An 18595-nucleotide genomic window follows, 5' to 3' on the forward strand; every position below is an offset into this window, starting at 1 on the left:
TACCGTTACTATTGCCAGTTCACAGCCTCTGCCACAAACCAGCAATATATTAACGGTACACTCACAACAGACAGCAACCGCTTACAGCTTGCTGTATTTAGCCTTAATCTGCCGGTTAGCCTGTTGCTGCCATTGTAAAATTTCATCCAGAGACATCTCATCAATATCTGCCGGAGAAAAACCAAACCACCACGCTAAATCCGCAGCAGCCTGATAAAAACCATCCCAATCAGTGAGTACCCAGACAAAACTGACGCACCAGCGCGTAATCCTCCCACGATAGCTCATCAAAATCTTCACTTTGCAAGCCTGAGGCCATAGCCAGACACAGAGCTTCCTGCAGTACTACATTATCCGGATACTGCTCAGCGGCACGTTTAAAATCCTTAACTCGTACCCGACGCAGTGTCAGTTCCGTTACCACACCATTGGGCGTTTGCAGCGGTTCTACCAACTTGATAACCTTACCTGTACCCAATTGTTCTTGCAGCTGTTGCGCTTCAGTTTGTGCCATATCTATTCCTTGAATCATTAATAACGCCGAAATTCATTCAGCGCAGAAAAACATTTCCACCATAAAAAATGCCCACCCTGATAATCAGCGTGAGCATTCAACTACATTATTTCAAATCGAAAATAAATTACATACCAATATTTGCGCGCATCTGCGCCAGCATATCCACACCATTTACCCGATACTGATTAGTAAACGCGTTGTAATACAAAACCTCACGGCCTGAAACCGTCTGATGAATTTCCGTAGCCTGGAAAGTACTGGCAAATTCTGCCTTTTCTTTTGGTTTATAAGTGCCTAACGGATTCTTGCTGAACGTAGCCATCACCATCACCACCATCGGTACTTCTGCGGCCAGACCGGAAGCATTAAATGCCTGCACATTGGCACGTACCATCAGCTGGCATGCTTTAAACGGATTATAAACCTTAGTAAATACATCGGGATAAAAACTGTTCCAGGTAATTTCCCCTTCCAGCGCCTCAATACCACTGGGCAGCTTCACCGAACCCACCAGCCCTAATCCTTTAGTTTCTGTTTGTCCAACAGAAATATCCGGTAATTTAAACTGACTGGCACGGCCTAACTGACTATTACCATTAACATAAACATTGGCATTATAAATTGCATTAAATTCTGTCATAACTGATTCCTAAGCGGCAGACTGGTTGCTAATCAAATTAGCCAGATAAGTACGGGTCATCACACTGGTATTGGTGATACGTTCTGCTGGCAGTTTAGGGGTATAGTCATACTTGATTGGCACCTGCCCTTTACTGAAAGCATCAGCCAGATCATAGTCATAATCCAGACTCACACTAAAACCAACAATACTCTTGAGCGTACCCAGATAAGTACGTACCGTGCCCAGCAGACTGTCAATCAGCGCATCATCAATAGGCAAATCAATATACTGTAACTGCGCACGGCGAATCGACTCATCAATCAAATCACCAGTACGCTGTGCAGTTTCAAAATTCTTGATATGCGTCACAGTCGGGAAACAGGCCAGACGGTTACCCCATAAGCGGAAACCAGTACCATAGCTGTTAAAGACCGTAGTAATACCTTTTTCATTCAGACGATTAGTTTCCGCCTGCGGATCATCAATACGTGCTGTCAGCGATACCTCCATACCCGTTACACCCAAAAGCTCACGATTGGAAATACTGAACCAATAGCCTTGCTCCACATCAGTTTTCATACGTAAACCGGCAGCATGTGTGGCCAGACTTTCCAGTTCACCACTGGACCCAGTAACATACGGATAAAATAACTGCGCACGGTCAGAAGAAGTCTGAAAATTAATATTTCCGAGCGAACCACGTCCCTGAATAGCCTGAGTCAGCGTAGTACCTTTCGGCGCAGCAATATAGGCAATTGCGTCCAGCTTATCAGCCAGCGTTACCATCGCTGCGGCCACAGTTGCATCTGCATCATATTGCGGCACAATCAAAATCTTTGCATCCGCACCCAGACGCGTAAACCCTTCAGTAAGCAATTCCATACCCTTACGCTTACCTGTTGCCGCTTCATAGCCGCCAATAATATCCGCTACCGTTACCTTGCTCGGATCAAGATAGGTATAAGCAATCGATACATCAGAACGCATCTGAGCAAAAGTCAGCTCACCAGTTTCCAGATTAAGCGTGTAATCAGAACCCTCAGACAAAGTCTGAGTCCCTGCCTGTACTTTATAGCCAGACTGTAAGGCCGGATGCGCCGTTTTGGCCATCAACGTATCACTGTCGATAACCAGTACCTCAGAATCAACAACCGTTTTATGCTTAGCCGGATTCAGCACATTCACTACATAAGCCACACCAGACTGATAACGCGTCCAGATATTAGCCGCATCAGGCAAAGTAAAACCAGCTCCTGTCACAGAACCAAATTGACTAAAATCCTTAACTGTCTGACACACCGTCAATTCATTTACTGCACCAGACATACCCGTACCAACAATCGCTGTAATCGCCCCATCTACGGTATAGACCGGACTACTGCCGCCATCAATACGGATTGTTTCAACACCATGCAAATAAGCTGCTGCCATGATGATTATTACTCCTTCGAAGTTACAGATTGTGAAATAGCTTTGGTCTTAATCTCACCACGAGTCGGTATAGATTTGACCAGATTTTGCTGATTAACCACCGGACGCTGCTCCACTTGAAGCGTCTCAGTGCGAGCGCATAACCGATATCGCCAAACCCCATCGGCCTCCCCCAGAAAGCGCTCACTCAACAACCGGATTTGCTGGCAATGGTCAGGCTGAAATCCCACCAAAGCCAAGCGTAAAGAATCAAGTAAATCCAGCACACCCTTCTCATTTTCCAGAGAACGAGCAAAAACCGCGAAACGCAACTGCAAGCGCCTTTCCTGCGTAATCAGGTCAGTACTGCACGGCTTTTTGAATTTACTGCGCTGATAGCCAATCAATACCGCCCCAAGCGGATGAATAAACTGATAATCCTTAAAATTATTCGGCATCAACTGTACCGAATAATCTGGCAAGGCTCTCTCAAGATATGTCTGCACATTGTTCAGAACAGAACGGGTTAAATTCATCCGATATTCTCCATACAATCCAGCGGGCACAAAAAACCCTCACAACCAAAATTGTGAGGGCGTAGTTTTTTAGCGGCTAAAATTAATTACAACACAGACCTGCCAGAAAAATAATAAATAAAACAAATATTAGCTACAAAGTCACACATAAAATCAATATAACCAATCCAAGTGCCAGAATATTAATAAAGAGTAGACTAAAGTAAACACAAAATATTTATGCCAATAACATTAAATATAATACTCATAAAAAAAGCTGCTCAGGCAGCTTTAAATAATAAATTTGGCGGAGAGGAAGGGATTCGAACCCTCGATACGCTATTCACGTATACACGCTTTCCAGGCGTGCGACTTCAACCACTCATCCACCTCTCCGTGAGAATGGAATTGCGCGCATTATAACGAGAGCGTGGCTTTCTGGCAAGAACTTCAGCAACACAGCACTTACAAAATCAGCGACAGCAATCCAGCTGCAATCAAAGGCCCTACCGGCACACCGCGTAAAAAGGCCACCCCGATAATAGTACCAATCATCAACCCAGTCACAATTGACGGATTAACCTGCATCAACTGCACCCCACGCCCGCCAAGCCAGGCCACTATTGTACCTACTACCACAGCAGCAATGGTTTTCCAACTGGTTACCAGCGCAGCAATCTGTGCCGGCTGCACCTTGCCTGTAATCAAAGGAGCCAGTACACCAATCATCAGCAGCATAATACCCAACTGTACCCCATATTTTTCCAGTACCGGTGCATATTTTAATAACGGCGTTTGCTGTATCAACAAAATAATTAACGCTGAAATCGTTACTGAAGGATTATGTCCCACAATACCTAACCCCACAAACAACAACAGCAATAGAGCATTTGCATTACTTGCCCAGAAAGACATATTTATCCCCTGATTAAAGATTATTGAAAATAATTCCCACATTAGCAACCAGCCATAATTACAGCTGGTCAACACAGATGAGTGAAACAATAAATCATAATCAATGCGTGAGCAAATTCAAATCTCTTTATCAGAAAACTGTCCAACTTCATGTGGATTTAAACGCGCCTCATCTTCCTGTCCCAAACCTATCAGACTGCGCAGCCGCGTCATATAAACATTCACGTCCAACCCCTGACCATAACGTTGTGCCTGCCAGATTGTTTCTGCCAGTGCCTCAATCATATCGTGTTCTGCTTTCACCCAGTCACCCGCATACTGCTCACACAAGCGCTGATGAATAGCTGCAATCCCAAACGGCTGATCAATCGCTACCTGTTCCTGTACTGATAAATGCAGAGACAAATGCAAAAAAGGATTTGTTTCCCCCTCTTCCGGCCGCCATGTCCGGGTTAAAAACTGTTCAACATTTTCCAGATAGGGCGCATACTCAGTATGTGCAGCAATAATCCGCAACGCCTTCTGCTGTAAAGCATCCAGCAACTGCGGCTGCTGACGCTTACGCCACACATCAGCGAAAAAACGGCGCACATCATCCGTATTGACATCATACATAACAGCATTCATTCCAAACAAAATAATGCAAATTATAAATCAATGCCGCCAACATCGATAATTTCCTGCCATCTTGTCGGCCAGCATAAAATCCATATCTGAATTCTCTACAAAATCAAATTATGCAACAATCAATTAACAGTAACTAACAGCAAAGTATTCATCTCTATCCGTATAATTTCCTGTATAACACAAATATTTTGCTAATGATCAGCACCATAAGGAACGTAAAAAAGCAGCTGGCAGGCGATTGGATATTCAAATCATCATGAATTTATCATAAATATAGGCGCTGGCGGATAAAGCCAATCTTGTTTACCAACAGCTTAAATTGTTTGCAGCGAATTGTTATGGCATACATTTTGCCTGCACTGGCGCTTTGCTTTTTTCACAATAAGCTGCACCCTTAGCATCAAAAACAATGTAATGTCTGGTTCCGGCATACTCGCAAACTAAAGAGGGATCCATTAGTGTATCAAGAACCCATAATTGTTTATCTTTTTTAAATTCAGGTACTAACGTTGCTTTCATACATACTGGACCATCATATAGACTGACATTAATAAGCCGGAAAATACTGTTACCATCAGAAAAAGTTGCTGGGCAACTCACAACAGGGGACTGAGCATAGCAATTAATTGATATTATGTTGAGTAATAGACTGGTAAATAATATCGCTATTTTTCTGTTATTCGATAACATAATATTGTTTTCCGTCATTAACAATTTTACCATGACCTCTGAATTCAATCTCACGATTCTGCAAGAGCTGTCCATTCCATTGTTCATAAACACTGATATACCTTGCTGTTTGATTAGGATGTATCACATCAAAACCACGTTATAAACATAAGTGTCAGTAAATAAAATACCTTTTTTTTATTAACAGATTAAGTACTTAGCAGCAAAATTTTATGGCATACATTTTGCCTGCACTGGCGCTTTGCTTTTTTCACAGTAAGCTGCACTCCTGGCATGAAAAACAATGGTATGTCTGGTTCCGGCATACTCGCAGACTAAATAAGGATCCATTCGCGGGTCAATATTCCATATAGCTTTTTCTTTTTTAAATTCAGGAACTAACTCTGCATTATTAGTTATTGGACCATCATATAAGCTGGCATTAAAAAGGCGGTAAACAGTGTGTTTATCAGAAAAAGTTGCGGGGCAACTCACAACAGGAGTCTGAGCAAGGCAATTGATTGATAAAAGGCTGAGTAACAGACTGGTAAATAATATCGTTATTTTTTTGTTGTTCAATAACATAAAATTTAATCCTATTATTTGAAACATAACCCCACCCTCTGAATTCAAGCTCACGAGTCTGCAATAGCTGTCCCTTCCATTGATCATAAACGTTGATACCCCTTGCTGTTTGATTGATATATATATTGCAGCATGGCCATGATATTTGCCTCTACTATCAAACGTCGCCATTGCGGTACCAGGCTAAATACTATTATTACCTTTAATTCTGGCTCTTTTTTCCAGATCGTAATTTGTTTTGCTTTCGAAAAATGTTTTACAGCAACAACACATTCATGGGATTCTCCGACATAAATTTCACGATCTCGGTCTCTTTTAATGTTCTCATCAACTATATTTGATAACAAATGTAACTTAATGTTAGTTTATTGGAAATTAGTGCCTGTTGCAATAGCAATTATAAGCAGTTTTTATTCAGACGAATGAATAAAATGCCAATGCAATTTCTACTTAATTACTGATTAAAATAGATGTTATTCCCCCTTAAATTTATTTTTTAGTCTGATTTTTAAATGCCGATTGATGGTAGTAATTAGCTTAAAATCAGCTTATAACTTTATGACTATGCATATACACCAAAAATAAAGTATAATTGGCAAACCATCTGGGGGCGACCTTGGTTTCGACGGGGGTTGCAAAGCAGATGCGTGCATACCGGGGTCTCAGATTCCCGTTAAACACTGAATTTATATAGTCGCAAACGACGAAACTTACGCTTTAGCCGCTTAAGGCTAAACGTTGCAACGGTTCGCCAATGGGCCGTGTGAGGCAACTCACCGCAACGACATTTACATTGGCTGGTTTAATGTCGTGTTGTCTGGCATTGAACGAGATTTATGGCAACTGGTTTACAAACAGCCTGTCTGTCGGCGGTTTGTAAATAAGATTCGAAGTTGGCAAGACTAAGTATGTAGATCGCTCTGTAGAGGACTTTCGGACGGGGGTTCGATTCCCCCCGCCTCCACCAATTATCCCGTCTGTTTATTCAGACACGATATCCAGATTCATTAACTACCCTATACTATATTCAGCTTTCCATCTACTCAGAACGCAAAAAAGCTCCCAACCAGGGAACTTTTTAATCAGCTGTTTAAGGTGAAGCATACCTATCAATGAATCAAATTATAGCCTTTCATTTAATATACGTCAATAGAATATTTTTAACAATTTAAAATTAAATTCATTTAATCAGTATAACAAATCTCATATTAATAAATTCACATTACTGAGATAAACAATATTATATACATATATCATAAGAATAAATCCTTACTCATAAAGTTAAATTACAATCTGTTTGCAAAAATGATTAATGAATAGACTATAATAAATAGCAAACTATCTGTTTAAATTCATCTCATTCTAATCAGAATATCAAACAATCATTACCACTTGCGTACCATATTCAGCCTATTTTAAAGAATCAGGTTTATCAGATAAATTCGACTAAATTCATTTGTCACACCTCAAAATGAGGGTAATCCTTACTGGACTTCCAATCACCACCCCATACAATTTTTACTTTCAGCTCTGTAGCAGCCTGTTTCATAGCTACAGCTATCATGTGAAATTTTTTCAAATCATTCCAGTCAACCGGATAAGGAACCAAGTCTATGGCCTTACCGGTAGCATGTTTACTTGCAAACGGGTTATTTAACCATGTTACTTTACTCAAGCCCGGCTGCGCATATTTTGCTGGCACCCCTTTCACACTGCATTGCAGCGCGGTTCGACCTTTGCCGTAATTAATACAGCACTGTTCATAAGTGCGCAGCCCCTCAGTCACCATAAAATCTTGACTAGTGATTTCAATTGCCCGTTTAACTACCCTGACCAGACTGACATCTACCCCGTATAAACGCTGCAATGATCGATTACTCAATTTATACATATTAATTGTCCAAAAAAGCAGCCCTCAGGCTGCCTGATACTTATTTATAGTTATTCTTTTGTTGATTCATCACTACCAACAAACTGCTCTGCTTTTTTGCTAACAATATTAATTATGCGCTGTGCCAGTTTCGGTGCAGCAGCCTTGAACGCATCCAGAAATGATGTGGTCGACATACCTGCAAATACCCCCACTCCGGCAAAAAGCCACGGATGATTCTGCGGGAAGAAATAATCAGTTACTGCGGCAGCAAATATCATTCCCAACAAGACAAACAAAACTGTCATAAACCAGCCATAGCGTTTGTAATCTGTAACCAGTAAAGAACCAGCCAATCCACCCATCAGCGCAAATAGAATACAGACCGAAAAAGCATCTTTCACTAACTCCATACTTTATCGTCCTTTATGTTTCAAATCTTCAACCCGTTTTGTGTAGTTGATCAAATTACGCCCCGCCAGGGCACATACTACAGTTAGTACAGGATAAGTGGTCATACCTGTTGTTAACGGTGGGTATGATGCCCAGAATGTAGCCGATATTACGGCCCATATCAGCGCAGATAAAATCAGTAAATAGCCAGAAAACACACTGCAACGGTAGGATTTAAATATCGCCACAATTAACTGTAACAATGCCACCCCAATCAATAACACCGCCAGAGTATAAGGACGCAATAACAAAAAGCCTTTATACAGTTTAAGATCAAAAACATCGCTGCCACCCAGCAAAAATATACCAGCAAAACCTATCATAATCAGCGCACTGGTAACTGTAATAACACGGGTGCCTGTACAAAATAACCATTGTTGCAATTTATCCGGCAAAAATCTTAAATCCAGCAATGAATGAAGTAGCTGTAATACCAATTCCACATTTCTCATAAATCAACCATCAAATCCTTAAAAACAAAAAAACTGGTTAAAAACCAGTTTTAATACCCATTAATATTAGAATATGCATTTCTTATTCATCATTTTTAAATTTATTTCAAACTTTCTTTTATTCCTTACTCTGATACAAAAAAATCATTTTTCAAAATATAACCATTATGCATTTATATAAATAAATTTATATTGAATAGATATTTGTATATAGCCATACCTTGAACAGACTGATTTTCAGAAGCTTTCAAGGTATGACTAAAGCTTAGAGCAATTTTTATACAAGTCAATCCGATCCTTACATCAGTTTGGCCAGATGATTGCGTGCCGATTCTTTAGCTTCAGATTCTGGCATTTTTTCAAACAACGGTAAAAAAGCCTTATGACACTTATTAAATATCCGATCCATCTCATATGCAAATTCATGAATCTGCGATTCGTATTTACTACCCAGAATACGTAAAGCCGGAAATAAATGCTCATACATCAGACGCATTTTCTGAGAACAGGCAAATGATTCATATAAACTGGCCAACACTGTAGATGGAACACTAAGTTCGTCACCACCGTTTTTATTCGACTCCGGACTACTGATACTGGCTTTTTTGACTGCAACGCGGCTTAACAGGCAAATAACATCAACAAATCTTGAGGATGGTACCTTATCATAACTTACACCATAACGGGTTTGCACAGCCTGCCATAAGGTGATTGCGAGCTCAGCCTGTTGTTCTTTAGCCACGGATAATACAAGCTGCCTATGTAAAGCCTTGATAATAGAAATCTGATTAGGCAACAAACCTGAACAGTCATTATTATCAGCTGTTTCTGGAAAACGTGGCTTTTTCGCAGCGCGTGGCTTGCGCCAGTGAGTATTAATGGCCTCAGTGCATTCTCGCTGATAAGTCAGCACCAGCTCTTTCAGATTATCTTTAACCTTTTTCGGATTGATACTCTGTAGCCAGTTAGGCAATTTTTTAAGTGGAATCGCCAGAATTTTCTTGGTGCCGTTTTTAACCGGGATAGATAAAAATCCGCATCCGTATTTTTGATAGCACCCCTTTAATTTACGGTGTTGAGTTGACCAATCCAGACCAATACCGTTAACAACCGATTTCATACATACGTAAATAGTATTTTTAACTTTAACTGTAGCAAGGCTACTCCCTAAAAAAGAAACAAATGTGATACTATTATTCATTCAAAACTCCTAATTTTAACCTTGGGATTTTTGTTTACCTAATACCTCAAAGGTGGCAGCCTTTGAGGTATTACCATTTCAGATACTAAAATTGTTAAATATATTTACAATTTTTATTTTTACCTTATATCAATTAATCGTTAATTTAAGTTGAGTTTATTTACAAATACTTTCAGTTAAATAAGTGATAGTTTTGATCCTATATCATTTCAGGTAATATACTCCTAAGTGGTTATCCACTATAGCCATATCTGGCTATATTAAAATTTATAAAAGATAATTACAAGTATTTTATGGCCATTTATGACCAATTTTTTATCATTTATGGATTAAATTTTATTTTTTAACATCTTATTTTTCTATCATGAAATTTGCTAATCAACTTAAAACAGCCAGACTGGAAGCCGGACTTTCCCAGAAAGAACTAGCCCAAAAAACTAGCATCACCCCATCTCTGATATCCAGATATGAGTTGGGTAAAGTTATCCCCAGATTAGAAACAGTTAATAAAATTATGAAAATACTGAATTTTAAACAAACTGAAATCATATCTCACATCAATAGTAACAATATTGCGTTCATAAATATCCCACCTTTGTCTATCGAAAAAAACATTTCTGATGCAACTCAATTATGCATATTAAAAACTGATTTAAAAGTAAATAATTTGCAAGTTGATAATTTAGTCTGTACCACCATGAATGGAAATTCCATGCAGAATCTATTAAATGATGGAGATAAACTTATCATTGATATTTCTCAAAAAAAACCTATAGATGGCAAAATTTACGCCTTCAATCAAGGAAAACTGTTAAGAATTAAAATTCTGCAAAATCTACCTAACCATCGGGTACGTATGAAAAGTTATAATAGCTATGAATATCCAGATGAAATTGCCTCTTTAAATGATATAGAACTTATAGGACAAATAGTTTATCGCTGCGGATGTTTGTAAACGTATTATAAAATATTTATTAACCAATTTTAATACTCCAATAAATAAATTTGATAATTAACTTAATTTAAATACATCTTAATAATTTTAATATAAAAAGTTCAAAGCCGAATATAAATATATTCGGCTTTAATAATAAAAGTTATTTATATTATTACTAGATTTATTTTGGTTAACTATAACCTATATTTGATTTTAGCTCATGGAATGAGCTGGAAATGGGTTAGTTTTTATAATATTGCAATATTTATTAGTAGCACTAGTTGGAGCTGATCCATAAATTAAACCTAATATAAGCATAATTATATTCGCTCCTACCTCTACAATTAAACCTACCGCACCTGCTATAACAGTAACAAATAAAACCATGAAAAAAACTTTAAAATCAGTTTCAGGTGTACATGGCTCATAATTAGTCAACAAATCTATTACTAACAAATACGTTTGCAGCAAAAAAATAATAACAAGTGTAAGAGGAGCCCATCCAGCAAAAAAACCCATAATAGCAATGGCACCCAGTATTACACCAATCAAATTAGCATTTTCTGTAAAAGATTTTATAGCAGGATCTAAAAAACCACCATTTTTTCCTCCACTAATTTTGTAAGCACCATCACCTATTATTGGATCCAAAATGATGTAACCACTTCCTGAATATTTATTAATAGTTAAAGGTTCTGCATGGACCCGCACTTCTTTTCCTGCATACACAGCAGCACGGATTTCTTCTCGCCCAAGTTTATTAATCTTAATATTTGCTAAAGTTTGTTCAATATTATTTTTTGTAATAGTATAAATTTTTTGACCTTGGGCAAGGGCCATTGTTATAGCTTTTGAAGCAGAAAATCCCTCATTTACAATTTGATTTTTTTTTCCATTAAACAAACTTTCTGGAACAGTGTGTTCCAGTGTAGAGCTTAGCATTCCAATCTGCATCATAAATTCTTTAGCTTTATCTTTTTTTCCAGACGGATCTTTTACAGACTGAGCTACATGTACATTCATATATAAACCTCCTGTTTCAATCCCCAAATTAACACCAAATAACATTTTTTGACGTGGTTCGTATCCAAATGTTCCCCCCATTGGTTGAGGCATATATCTAATATTTTGTCCTATGCTAAGTAATTCACTTTGAGAGATATATTCACAATAATAATTCTGTATACCAGTATAATAAATACCTTTAATTAATTCATCACCAGTTAACTTATTATCTTTATTATTTTCGATAATAGCCTTAATTTTATTTAATTCATTTTTATTATCAAAAATGGTTTTATTAGAGAAATTACTGCCTACTATTCCTAAAGCTAGATAACTTCCTACAATAATTTTATTTCTTACGTTTAAATAGGTCTTAGTTGGTGTTTTGAATTGATACTCAAGTTTAATTTCTTCTCCTATACTTCTTTGTGAACCTTTAAGTATAACTCTTTTATTTAATTTAATTATAGGAATCATTTGTATATACGAAGAATAAAAATTAGGGAGCTGATTTAAATCAGTTAAGTTTTTGGGTATTTGTTCTTTTAAAGCCATTTCATCAGATTCTCTTGCTGGAACAAAACTAATAATTATTTCTTTCTGATTAAGCTTATATAAAGGCATTGTAATATTATTATCATACTCAGATAATACAGACTCATCGTTTAAAGATAAATTTATTTTTGTTTGTAATTCTGCTTTCAAAAAAGATGAACCTATACCCCTAGAAATAGACATATAAGGTAAACTTCCTGGTAGAAAATTAAAATTTAATGGAATAATATTACGTTTTCCAATCAAATCAGGTATTTTTGGTTCTTTAATATTTTCAAATAAATGTTCATATAAATCATATCCATGTTTTTCCTGAGCTTTTTTTAAGATACTAGAATCAAACCCACTTATAAAATTTTTATCATTATTTACGACTCCACTATTCTTAAATTTTTCTAAAACATCATCAAAATTTAGACTGGTTTTAAAAACATCTATTCCCTGACAAAACTCATACTCTTTTGCACTGCCATCTAATGGTACCCATTTATCGATAGGATTACGTTTAGAAACTGGTTTCGATCCACGTGATGGATAAAATGGTACAGCCGCTTCTACCCAAACATGCTCCATCCTAACTTTAGAAATTTTACCTCCTGAAATGATACCTGTTACAGGTACTCCACCTGCAGAAACAAATTCTATAGCAGCATTTAATGAGTCAAAATTTCCGGCCATATTCATAAATGTATTTATTTCAATATCTACAGTACCATGTACATATCGTGCCGGAATTTTAGCTGCGCGCAATAAAGCAATCAGCAGTGTAGATATATCCATGGCATTACCGCGAAGCACACCCAGCGTCATGCCTGCAGTTTGCTGTCCGCCCCAAGTAGGTTGCCATTCAATATTATTGCGAACCCATTCATAGATTTTAACTGGACTATTTTTTAATTCATTGGCTTTAGCTAATATATCTTCAGTAATTTCGGCTTCATTTTTAGATTCAATATATTCAGGCAAGAAAAAATTATCAATATTTGCTGCACTATGTGTATGAGCTGAATATTCTTCTTCAACAGAAAAATCACGTGGTACATTATTTGGATCTGCTTTCAATGACTGAAAAGGCATCTGGTTAAAATCCTCTACTTGAGGTAAGGGATCAATTTCATCAAGCCAGTCAGATAAAGCATTACTATGCTCACATTCATCACTTCTTAGTAGTCGAGAACCAGAAGCTAACAGCTCAAGATAATTTTGGAATACTGAGCTTCTTTCTGTAATTGTTGCCAATTGTAGGTCTAGCTGATCTACAATATTTTGTGATGCCTGCTCTAATATTGCTTGCTGACGTTCAATTTTAATATTATTAATTACTTTTTCAATTAATATTTTGAATTTATTTAACATTTTTCTAGGATTAAAACCGACTTTAGCAGCTAAAGTTGCATCTGCTCCAACACAAGCCCTAACTTCATCAATCAGTTCTGCCAGTTTGTGCTCATGAGATTGTTTTAAATGCTTTCTATTGAAATTAGTTATTGATAAATTGTTCATATATTTCTTCTTTATGTAATTTGTATAAAATAATTTATATAAAAACTGTGTCAATCTGATTTAACAGATTGACACAATACAGTTGTTATGGATTTAAGATTATTTGCTTTCCTGGCCAATCAATAGCTGAACCAGTTGATTTACTTTGATCTAGCTTATAAATATCATTGTAACCAACACCATACAAATTCCCATCTTCAGTCCTATAAAAAATATGCTCTTTACCTCCACCTATACTTATAATGGAACCATTAGTGTTATTGCGTAAAGTCACATCTGCGCCATAGATCATTGGAAAAGCAGAACCACTTGTCTGTCCCCAAGTATAGATTTCACCATCATTAGTCAATGCAATTGAACCAACATACCTAGCAAAAAGCTGCTTGACATTACTTATAATATGAACTGGTTCTGGGCTGGAAACTTTGGTTTTTGTAACTCCCAGCCCCAGAGCTGCATGAAGCCCCCAACCAATTACATCGCCATTATCCAGTAAGGCTTCACCCCAGCCATTGCCACCACCTATATAAATAATATGAGCTGCATATATATCAAGATTCGGCACCTGAGTAGGTATCTTAATAATGGATTGTTTTCCATAATTTGAACCTTGAATACCTAATCCATTAGCTTCATTATCACCCCATGCCCAAACATGTCCCTCTTCAGTAACAGCAAACCCTCCTTCATAAGTAGCTCCAATTAGCCTAACTTTCTCACCATTGAGATCTACCGCTATTGGAGTTTGACTATGATGTTTTATATCAGGATTTCCTAATTGTCCATGAATATTTTGTCCCCATGTCCACACTAACCCATTAGTATCTAATGCCATAGAAGAATATTCTCCAGCAGCAATTTGAATAATATTACTCAATACTAGTGCCGGCGTAGCTACACACTTCTTATGTGTTGGTTCACATCCTGTTTCACCGTTGTTACTTTTACCCCATCCATAAACATTTCCCTGATCATCCAATGCAAGTAGGTGATAAGCCCCCCCAGTTAATGAAATAATATTCTTCAATGTTTCTACCTTGGCCGGTGGACTTTCACTTTCAACACTCACAGTGCCATTCCCTTGCTGTGCTGAGCCTCTGAACCCCCAGATATAAACAAGACCTTCATGCAGTGCAGCACCAGTAGTAATTAAAGTAGTTTCAGATATTCCTAACCCAACTGAATTCTCATTTACCTCAAAATTCTCACTATCCAATAATTTTGATTCACCATTGAATGCTGCAATTAATAGTGCTGTGTAATTACCTGCAGCTAAAATTTTTGTATTTACAGGGATATTCAGCCATTCCTGTTTTTGATCAACTTTTAAATCCAGATTGACTTCTAACAAATTAGTTTCACCCTGTCCTACTTCATTGACTATTACACGAATGATTTTTAGATTTTCTACATTTACTTCTCCATTATTACTTACTGAATCAGTTCTGCTTAAAGTCTGCCATTTACTTAATTTCCTTTTATTCAAAGTGAGTGAACCTCGTATACCATCTAAAACACACTTAGGATCCTGAGTGACCAAATAAGACGTGGTTGCATTTGCAAGCTTCTTATCTTCACTATTAAACAGTGTCACAACTACAGTATATTCACCCAGCTGAGCTTCATGTAAAAACTGACTAATATTAAAATGGTTAAAGCTCCCATTTGCTGGGATATCACCAATAGCTTCTTTATGAGAAAACACGTCGATTAAATCGGGTGATTTAACATTAATCTCTAGATAAGCTCCGAAGATTGGCGTATTAATAGATAAATTTCGGTATATTGTTGTTAACTCAACTACATCATTAGAAATATATTCTGGCTTATCAGTATTAATTGATATAGATGCTAAAGAATTCTCATCTGTATTTGCTAAAATAGCAAAAATACAGCTATCTTCGGCTACTATGTTGCTATGGATATCTAACAATTTACCACAAACTTTATACTCTCCAGCAATATATAAATCAGTATTCCATATATTCTCATGAATAATTGTAGTACTGGTAGAAATCTCTCCCAGACTAACTATCGGTAATTCAGCTACGAGTTTTCCATTAAAATCCAATATCGATAATTGCAATTTGAAGATACTATTGTAATATCCAATATTACTAACCATAGATTGAAAAACAACATCGGTTTGTGGAGTATAACTATTTTTTTCTGTTGATATTTTCAGCACACCATAACTTAAGTTCGCAAGCTCTAATGTTGCTACATTATTATTACGATTAGCCTCCTCAACTGTATACTCACCTTTACCATTATCATCAGCAACAATATACAAAATGTTAATATCCTTTAAACAAGGTAACTGAAGGGTCACATCTTCATAATCATTACTATTAAGTATTCGAGTTGTTTTCTGCACACCTAATAAAATGCCATTGTCTTTAGGATTTCCGTTATAAAACGCAACAAATACTCCAGCGGGAGCAGGATATCCGCCTCCATTACCAATCCGAACAGTGATTGTTGAATCAGAGCCTTCAAATTTGTTATCAATACGAATATAAGAAGCTGTTAAATCTGCTACTACTGTTGGGTCAAGATCCAGGGGTCTGTTAAGTCTGAAAGTATTATGTAAATCCCAGCTATTCCCCTGATGAGCTGGTATTGTAAGGTCATCGTTAATATTATTTATATAGTAATCGTATTGGTTCCAGATATTTCTGGTTCTTACCCAACTATTATTTTTACCTTTATAAATTTGTAAACCAGTATTTTTACTATTTCCATCTCCGACCACAATCAGTTCTGCATGACCATCATTATCTACATCGGCAATAACAGGATATTCACCACCGGTGTCACTACCGTGTGGTAATTTGTAAAGCTGTTGTCCAGTTTCACCATCAAAAATAAATAAATTCTGTTCATCAGCATAAAGCACCTCCGCTCTACCATCACCATCAAAATCAAATACACTGGATCCTGTTTCAGCACTGGAACTATCCTGATTAGGTCGGCTCCACAAGATACTTCCATCAGCCTTGAATACTGTATAAAAATAAGCACCAGCAACACCAATTTCGGGTATTCCGTCGCCATCTACATCAGCGATAACAGGTGAACCACCATTACCACCTCCAGGCAATCGCACAGGTCCCCAAATAATTTTCCCTTCATGATCCAGCATAAAAAGACGACCTACAGCACTAACAACAATTTGCGGATAATCATCTTTTTTAAATTGTCCTACTGCAGTAAAGCCATCACCAACTGCATTGTTTTGCCATAACAAATTTCCCTGATAATCATAAGCAGATGCACCAACTATCAATTCCAGATAGCCATCAAGATTAATATCCGCAGCAAAAGATTGCAATCCAGTTTTTCCACCATGAAAACTTCCCCTGCCAGACCATAACACGGAACCATCATCTGCATTTAAAACGTGTCGCCCAAACAAAATTTCAACTTTGCCGTCACCATTCAAGTCTGCTATAGATGGTCCGCCACCCCATATACGTCCGTAGTAAGGTGAATTAGGTATGCGGCTCGTCCATTTCACCTCTCCGTTAAGAGTATTAATGGCCATCAACTGACCATTTGTCGTTGGGATCAATACTTCAACTTGTCCGTCGTTATCAATATCTGCTGCTGCAATACCACCTCTTCCGGCTATGATTTGATTATTAGGACGATATAGTTTTAATAATTCACTTTTATCGCGGCCATCTATAATATGTAGAGTTCCATCATAATTATATGCTGCACCTTTATGGCTCAGAAAAATAATGCTTGGTGTATCTGTATTATCAATCACCCCATCATCATTAGTGTCTCTGGTTGGTATTACCAACACACCAGAAGCAACATTTAATTCACCGGTAGTCCATTCCAAAACTGGTTCTAGTTGCCCAATTTCAGGTTTTAGTTTGGCAGCAAGCGCTGTAGAACTAATATTATTTTGCTTATTAATCTCTTCAATTCTATTCTCACTATCAACCAATACATAAATAGGAGCTGTAACTATCCCCTAGAATAGTACAGCATAAAAGTAGAAAATTCTCTTTATTAATCCATTGAGGATTTAAGCATGAAAAAAATGACTGAACATCAAATCGTATCTATTTTAAAAGAAGCCGAAGCCGGTATCCCCGTCAAAGAACTCTGCCGTAAATATGGCATCGGCAATTCAACTTTTTATAAATGGCGTGATAAATACGGTGGTATGGAAACGTCCGATATCAAACGTTTAAAGGAGCTAGAGGCTGAAAACCGTAAGCTTAAGCAGATGTTTGCTGAGCTGAGTTTAAAATCTCAGCTTCAGGAGGAAATCATAAAAAAGCTATAGTGCCTACTCAAACACGTAAAGCTTGGGCTGTACAACTGCAAGAAAGTCATTCTGTTACTATTGCCATGAGCTGCGCTATTGTTAGCTTAAGTCGCTGCGCTTACTATTATCAACCTAAATTACCGGATGATTCAGTGATTATGTCGGTACTAAGTGCTATTACCGATAAGCATTTACGCTGGGGCTTTCCTAAATGTTTTAATCGCATCAGAAAGCTCGGCTATAAATGGAATCATAAACGTGTGTATCGGGTGTATTGTGAATTAAAGCTTAATCTCAGGGTAAAGCGTAAACAACGCATTCCTCCACGAAGCCCAGAAAGGCTATCAGCACCCAATAAACAAGGTGAATGCTGGTCAATGGATTTTATGAGTGACAGCAGTCGCAATCAACAGCGTTTTAGAACCTTCAATGTGATAGATGACTTTAATCGTGAGGCGTTAGGCATTGATA

At 37.4% G+C, this 18595-nt stretch carries 18 protein-coding genes, 1 tRNA gene and 1 other RNA gene; 4 read left to right on the top strand and 16 right to left on the bottom strand.

What is annotated here, in order from left to right; genetic code table 11:
• Positions 1-81: 81 nt before the first annotated feature.
• The 10 genes from BHC51_RS04030 to BHC51_RS04075 all read right to left on the bottom strand — a co-directional run bounded on the left by BHC51_RS04030 (position 82) and on the right by BHC51_RS04075 (position 6031).
• Positions 82-288 (bottom strand): GpE family phage tail protein, encoded by a 207-nt coding sequence (locus BHC51_RS04030; RefSeq protein ID WP_080701806.1) that lies wholly within the window; start codon positions 286-288, stop codon positions 82-84.
• Positions 230-514, bottom strand: a complete 285-nt coding sequence (locus BHC51_RS04035; protein ID WP_037407665.1) for a phage tail assembly protein — start codon at positions 512-514, stop codon at positions 230-232. The genes BHC51_RS04030 and BHC51_RS04035 overlap by 59 nt, the downstream gene beginning before the upstream one ends.
• Before the next feature lie 127 nt (positions 515-641).
• Positions 642-1157: a phage major tail tube protein gene (locus tag BHC51_RS04040; protein WP_093090178.1), complete on the bottom strand. Its 516-nt coding sequence runs from the start codon at positions 1155-1157 to the stop codon at positions 642-644.
• Positions 1158-1166: 9 nt separating this feature from the next.
• A complete protein-coding gene (locus BHC51_RS04045) occupies positions 1167-2570 on the bottom strand; it encodes a phage tail sheath family protein (protein ID WP_100153381.1) in 1404 nt (467 codons plus the stop codon).
• An 8-nt stretch (positions 2571-2578) separates the two neighbouring features.
• On the bottom strand, positions 2579-3085 hold the full coding sequence (locus BHC51_RS04050) for a Gp37 family protein (protein ID WP_100100634.1): 507 nt from the start codon (positions 3083-3085) through the stop codon (positions 2579-2581).
• Between the two features lie 284 nt (positions 3086-3369).
• Positions 3370-3460, bottom strand: a tRNA-Ser gene (locus BHC51_RS04055).
• 69 nt (positions 3461-3529) lie between these two features.
• Positions 3530-3979, bottom strand: a complete 450-nt coding sequence (locus BHC51_RS04060) for a DUF441 domain-containing protein (RefSeq protein ID WP_218964670.1) — start codon at positions 3977-3979, stop codon at positions 3530-3532.
• A gap of 117 nt (positions 3980-4096) precedes the next feature.
• Positions 4097-4594 (bottom strand): DUF1841 family protein, encoded by a 498-nt coding sequence (locus tag BHC51_RS04065; RefSeq protein WP_100123908.1) that lies wholly within the window; start codon positions 4592-4594, stop codon positions 4097-4099.
• Positions 4595-4942: 348 nt separating this feature from the next.
• The gene (locus BHC51_RS04070; protein WP_143558749.1) at positions 4943-5314 is read right to left on the bottom strand and encodes an STY0301 family protein; all 372 of its coding nucleotides are present in this window, start codon (positions 5312-5314) and stop codon (positions 4943-4945) included.
• Between the two features lie 192 nt (positions 5315-5506).
• Positions 5507-6031 carry an STY0301 family protein gene (locus BHC51_RS04075; protein ID WP_143558751.1) on the bottom strand — a complete coding sequence of 175 codons (525 nt, stop codon included), beginning with the start codon at positions 6029-6031 and terminating at the stop codon, positions 5507-5509.
• 435 nt (positions 6032-6466) lie between these two features.
• Here BHC51_RS04075 and ssrA point away from each other — a divergent pair.
• Positions 6467-6827, top strand: a transfer-messenger RNA (tmRNA) gene (gene ssrA / locus BHC51_RS04085).
• A 492-nt stretch (positions 6828-7319) separates the two neighbouring features.
• On the opposite strand, the gene BHC51_RS04090 is transcribed toward ssrA, so the two are convergent.
• The 4 genes from BHC51_RS04090 to BHC51_RS04105 all read right to left on the bottom strand — a co-directional run bounded on the left by BHC51_RS04090 (position 7320) and on the right by BHC51_RS04105 (position 9836).
• Positions 7320-7751, bottom strand: a complete 432-nt coding sequence (locus BHC51_RS04090) for a M15 family metallopeptidase (protein WP_100100626.1) — start codon at positions 7749-7751, stop codon at positions 7320-7322.
• 50 nt (positions 7752-7801) lie between these two features.
• Positions 7802-8143 (bottom strand): hypothetical protein, encoded by a 342-nt coding sequence (locus BHC51_RS04095; RefSeq protein ID WP_100153385.1) that lies wholly within the window; start codon positions 8141-8143, stop codon positions 7802-7804.
• 3 nt (positions 8144-8146) lie between these two features.
• Entirely contained in the window at positions 8147-8635 is a 489-nt protein-coding gene (locus tag BHC51_RS04100) for a hypothetical protein (protein WP_100123763.1), read from the bottom strand.
• A gap of 298 nt (positions 8636-8933) precedes the next feature.
• Positions 8934-9836 carry a phage antirepressor N-terminal domain-containing protein gene (locus tag BHC51_RS04105; protein WP_100153386.1) on the bottom strand — a complete coding sequence of 301 codons (903 nt, stop codon included), beginning with the start codon at positions 9834-9836 and terminating at the stop codon, positions 8934-8936.
• Positions 9837-10200: 364 nt separating this feature from the next.
• Here BHC51_RS04105 and BHC51_RS04110 point away from each other — a divergent pair, with 364 nt between their 5' ends.
• On the top strand, positions 10201-10791 hold the full coding sequence (locus BHC51_RS04110; RefSeq protein WP_100153387.1) for a helix-turn-helix domain-containing protein: 591 nt from the start codon (positions 10201-10203) through the stop codon (positions 10789-10791).
• Between the two features lie 195 nt (positions 10792-10986).
• Here BHC51_RS04110 and BHC51_RS04115 read toward each other — a convergent pair whose 3' ends face one another.
• Positions 10987-13836 (bottom strand): transglutaminase-like domain-containing protein, encoded by a 2850-nt coding sequence (locus BHC51_RS04115; protein ID WP_100153388.1) that lies wholly within the window; start codon positions 13834-13836, stop codon positions 10987-10989.
• Positions 13837-13921: 85 nt separating this feature from the next.
• Complete coding sequence (locus BHC51_RS04120; protein WP_100153389.1) at positions 13922-17797, bottom strand: RCC1 domain-containing protein; 3876 nt, start codon at positions 17795-17797, stop codon at positions 13922-13924.
• A gap of 87 nt (positions 17798-17884) precedes the next feature.
• Here BHC51_RS04120 and BHC51_RS04125 point away from each other — a divergent pair, with 87 nt between their 5' ends.
• Positions 17885-18142 (top strand): transposase, encoded by a 258-nt coding sequence (locus tag BHC51_RS04125; RefSeq protein ID WP_100098913.1) that lies wholly within the window; start codon positions 17885-17887, stop codon positions 18140-18142.
• On the top strand, positions 18142-18595 hold a 454-nt coding region (locus BHC51_RS04130; protein WP_143558753.1), incomplete at its 3' end, for an IS3 family transposase. The genes BHC51_RS04125 and BHC51_RS04130, both read left to right, overlap by 1 nt.

The organism is Snodgrassella alvi (assembly GCF_002777745.1).
GTDB classification, from domain to species: Bacteria; Pseudomonadota; Gammaproteobacteria; order Burkholderiales; family Neisseriaceae; genus Snodgrassella; species Snodgrassella alvi_D.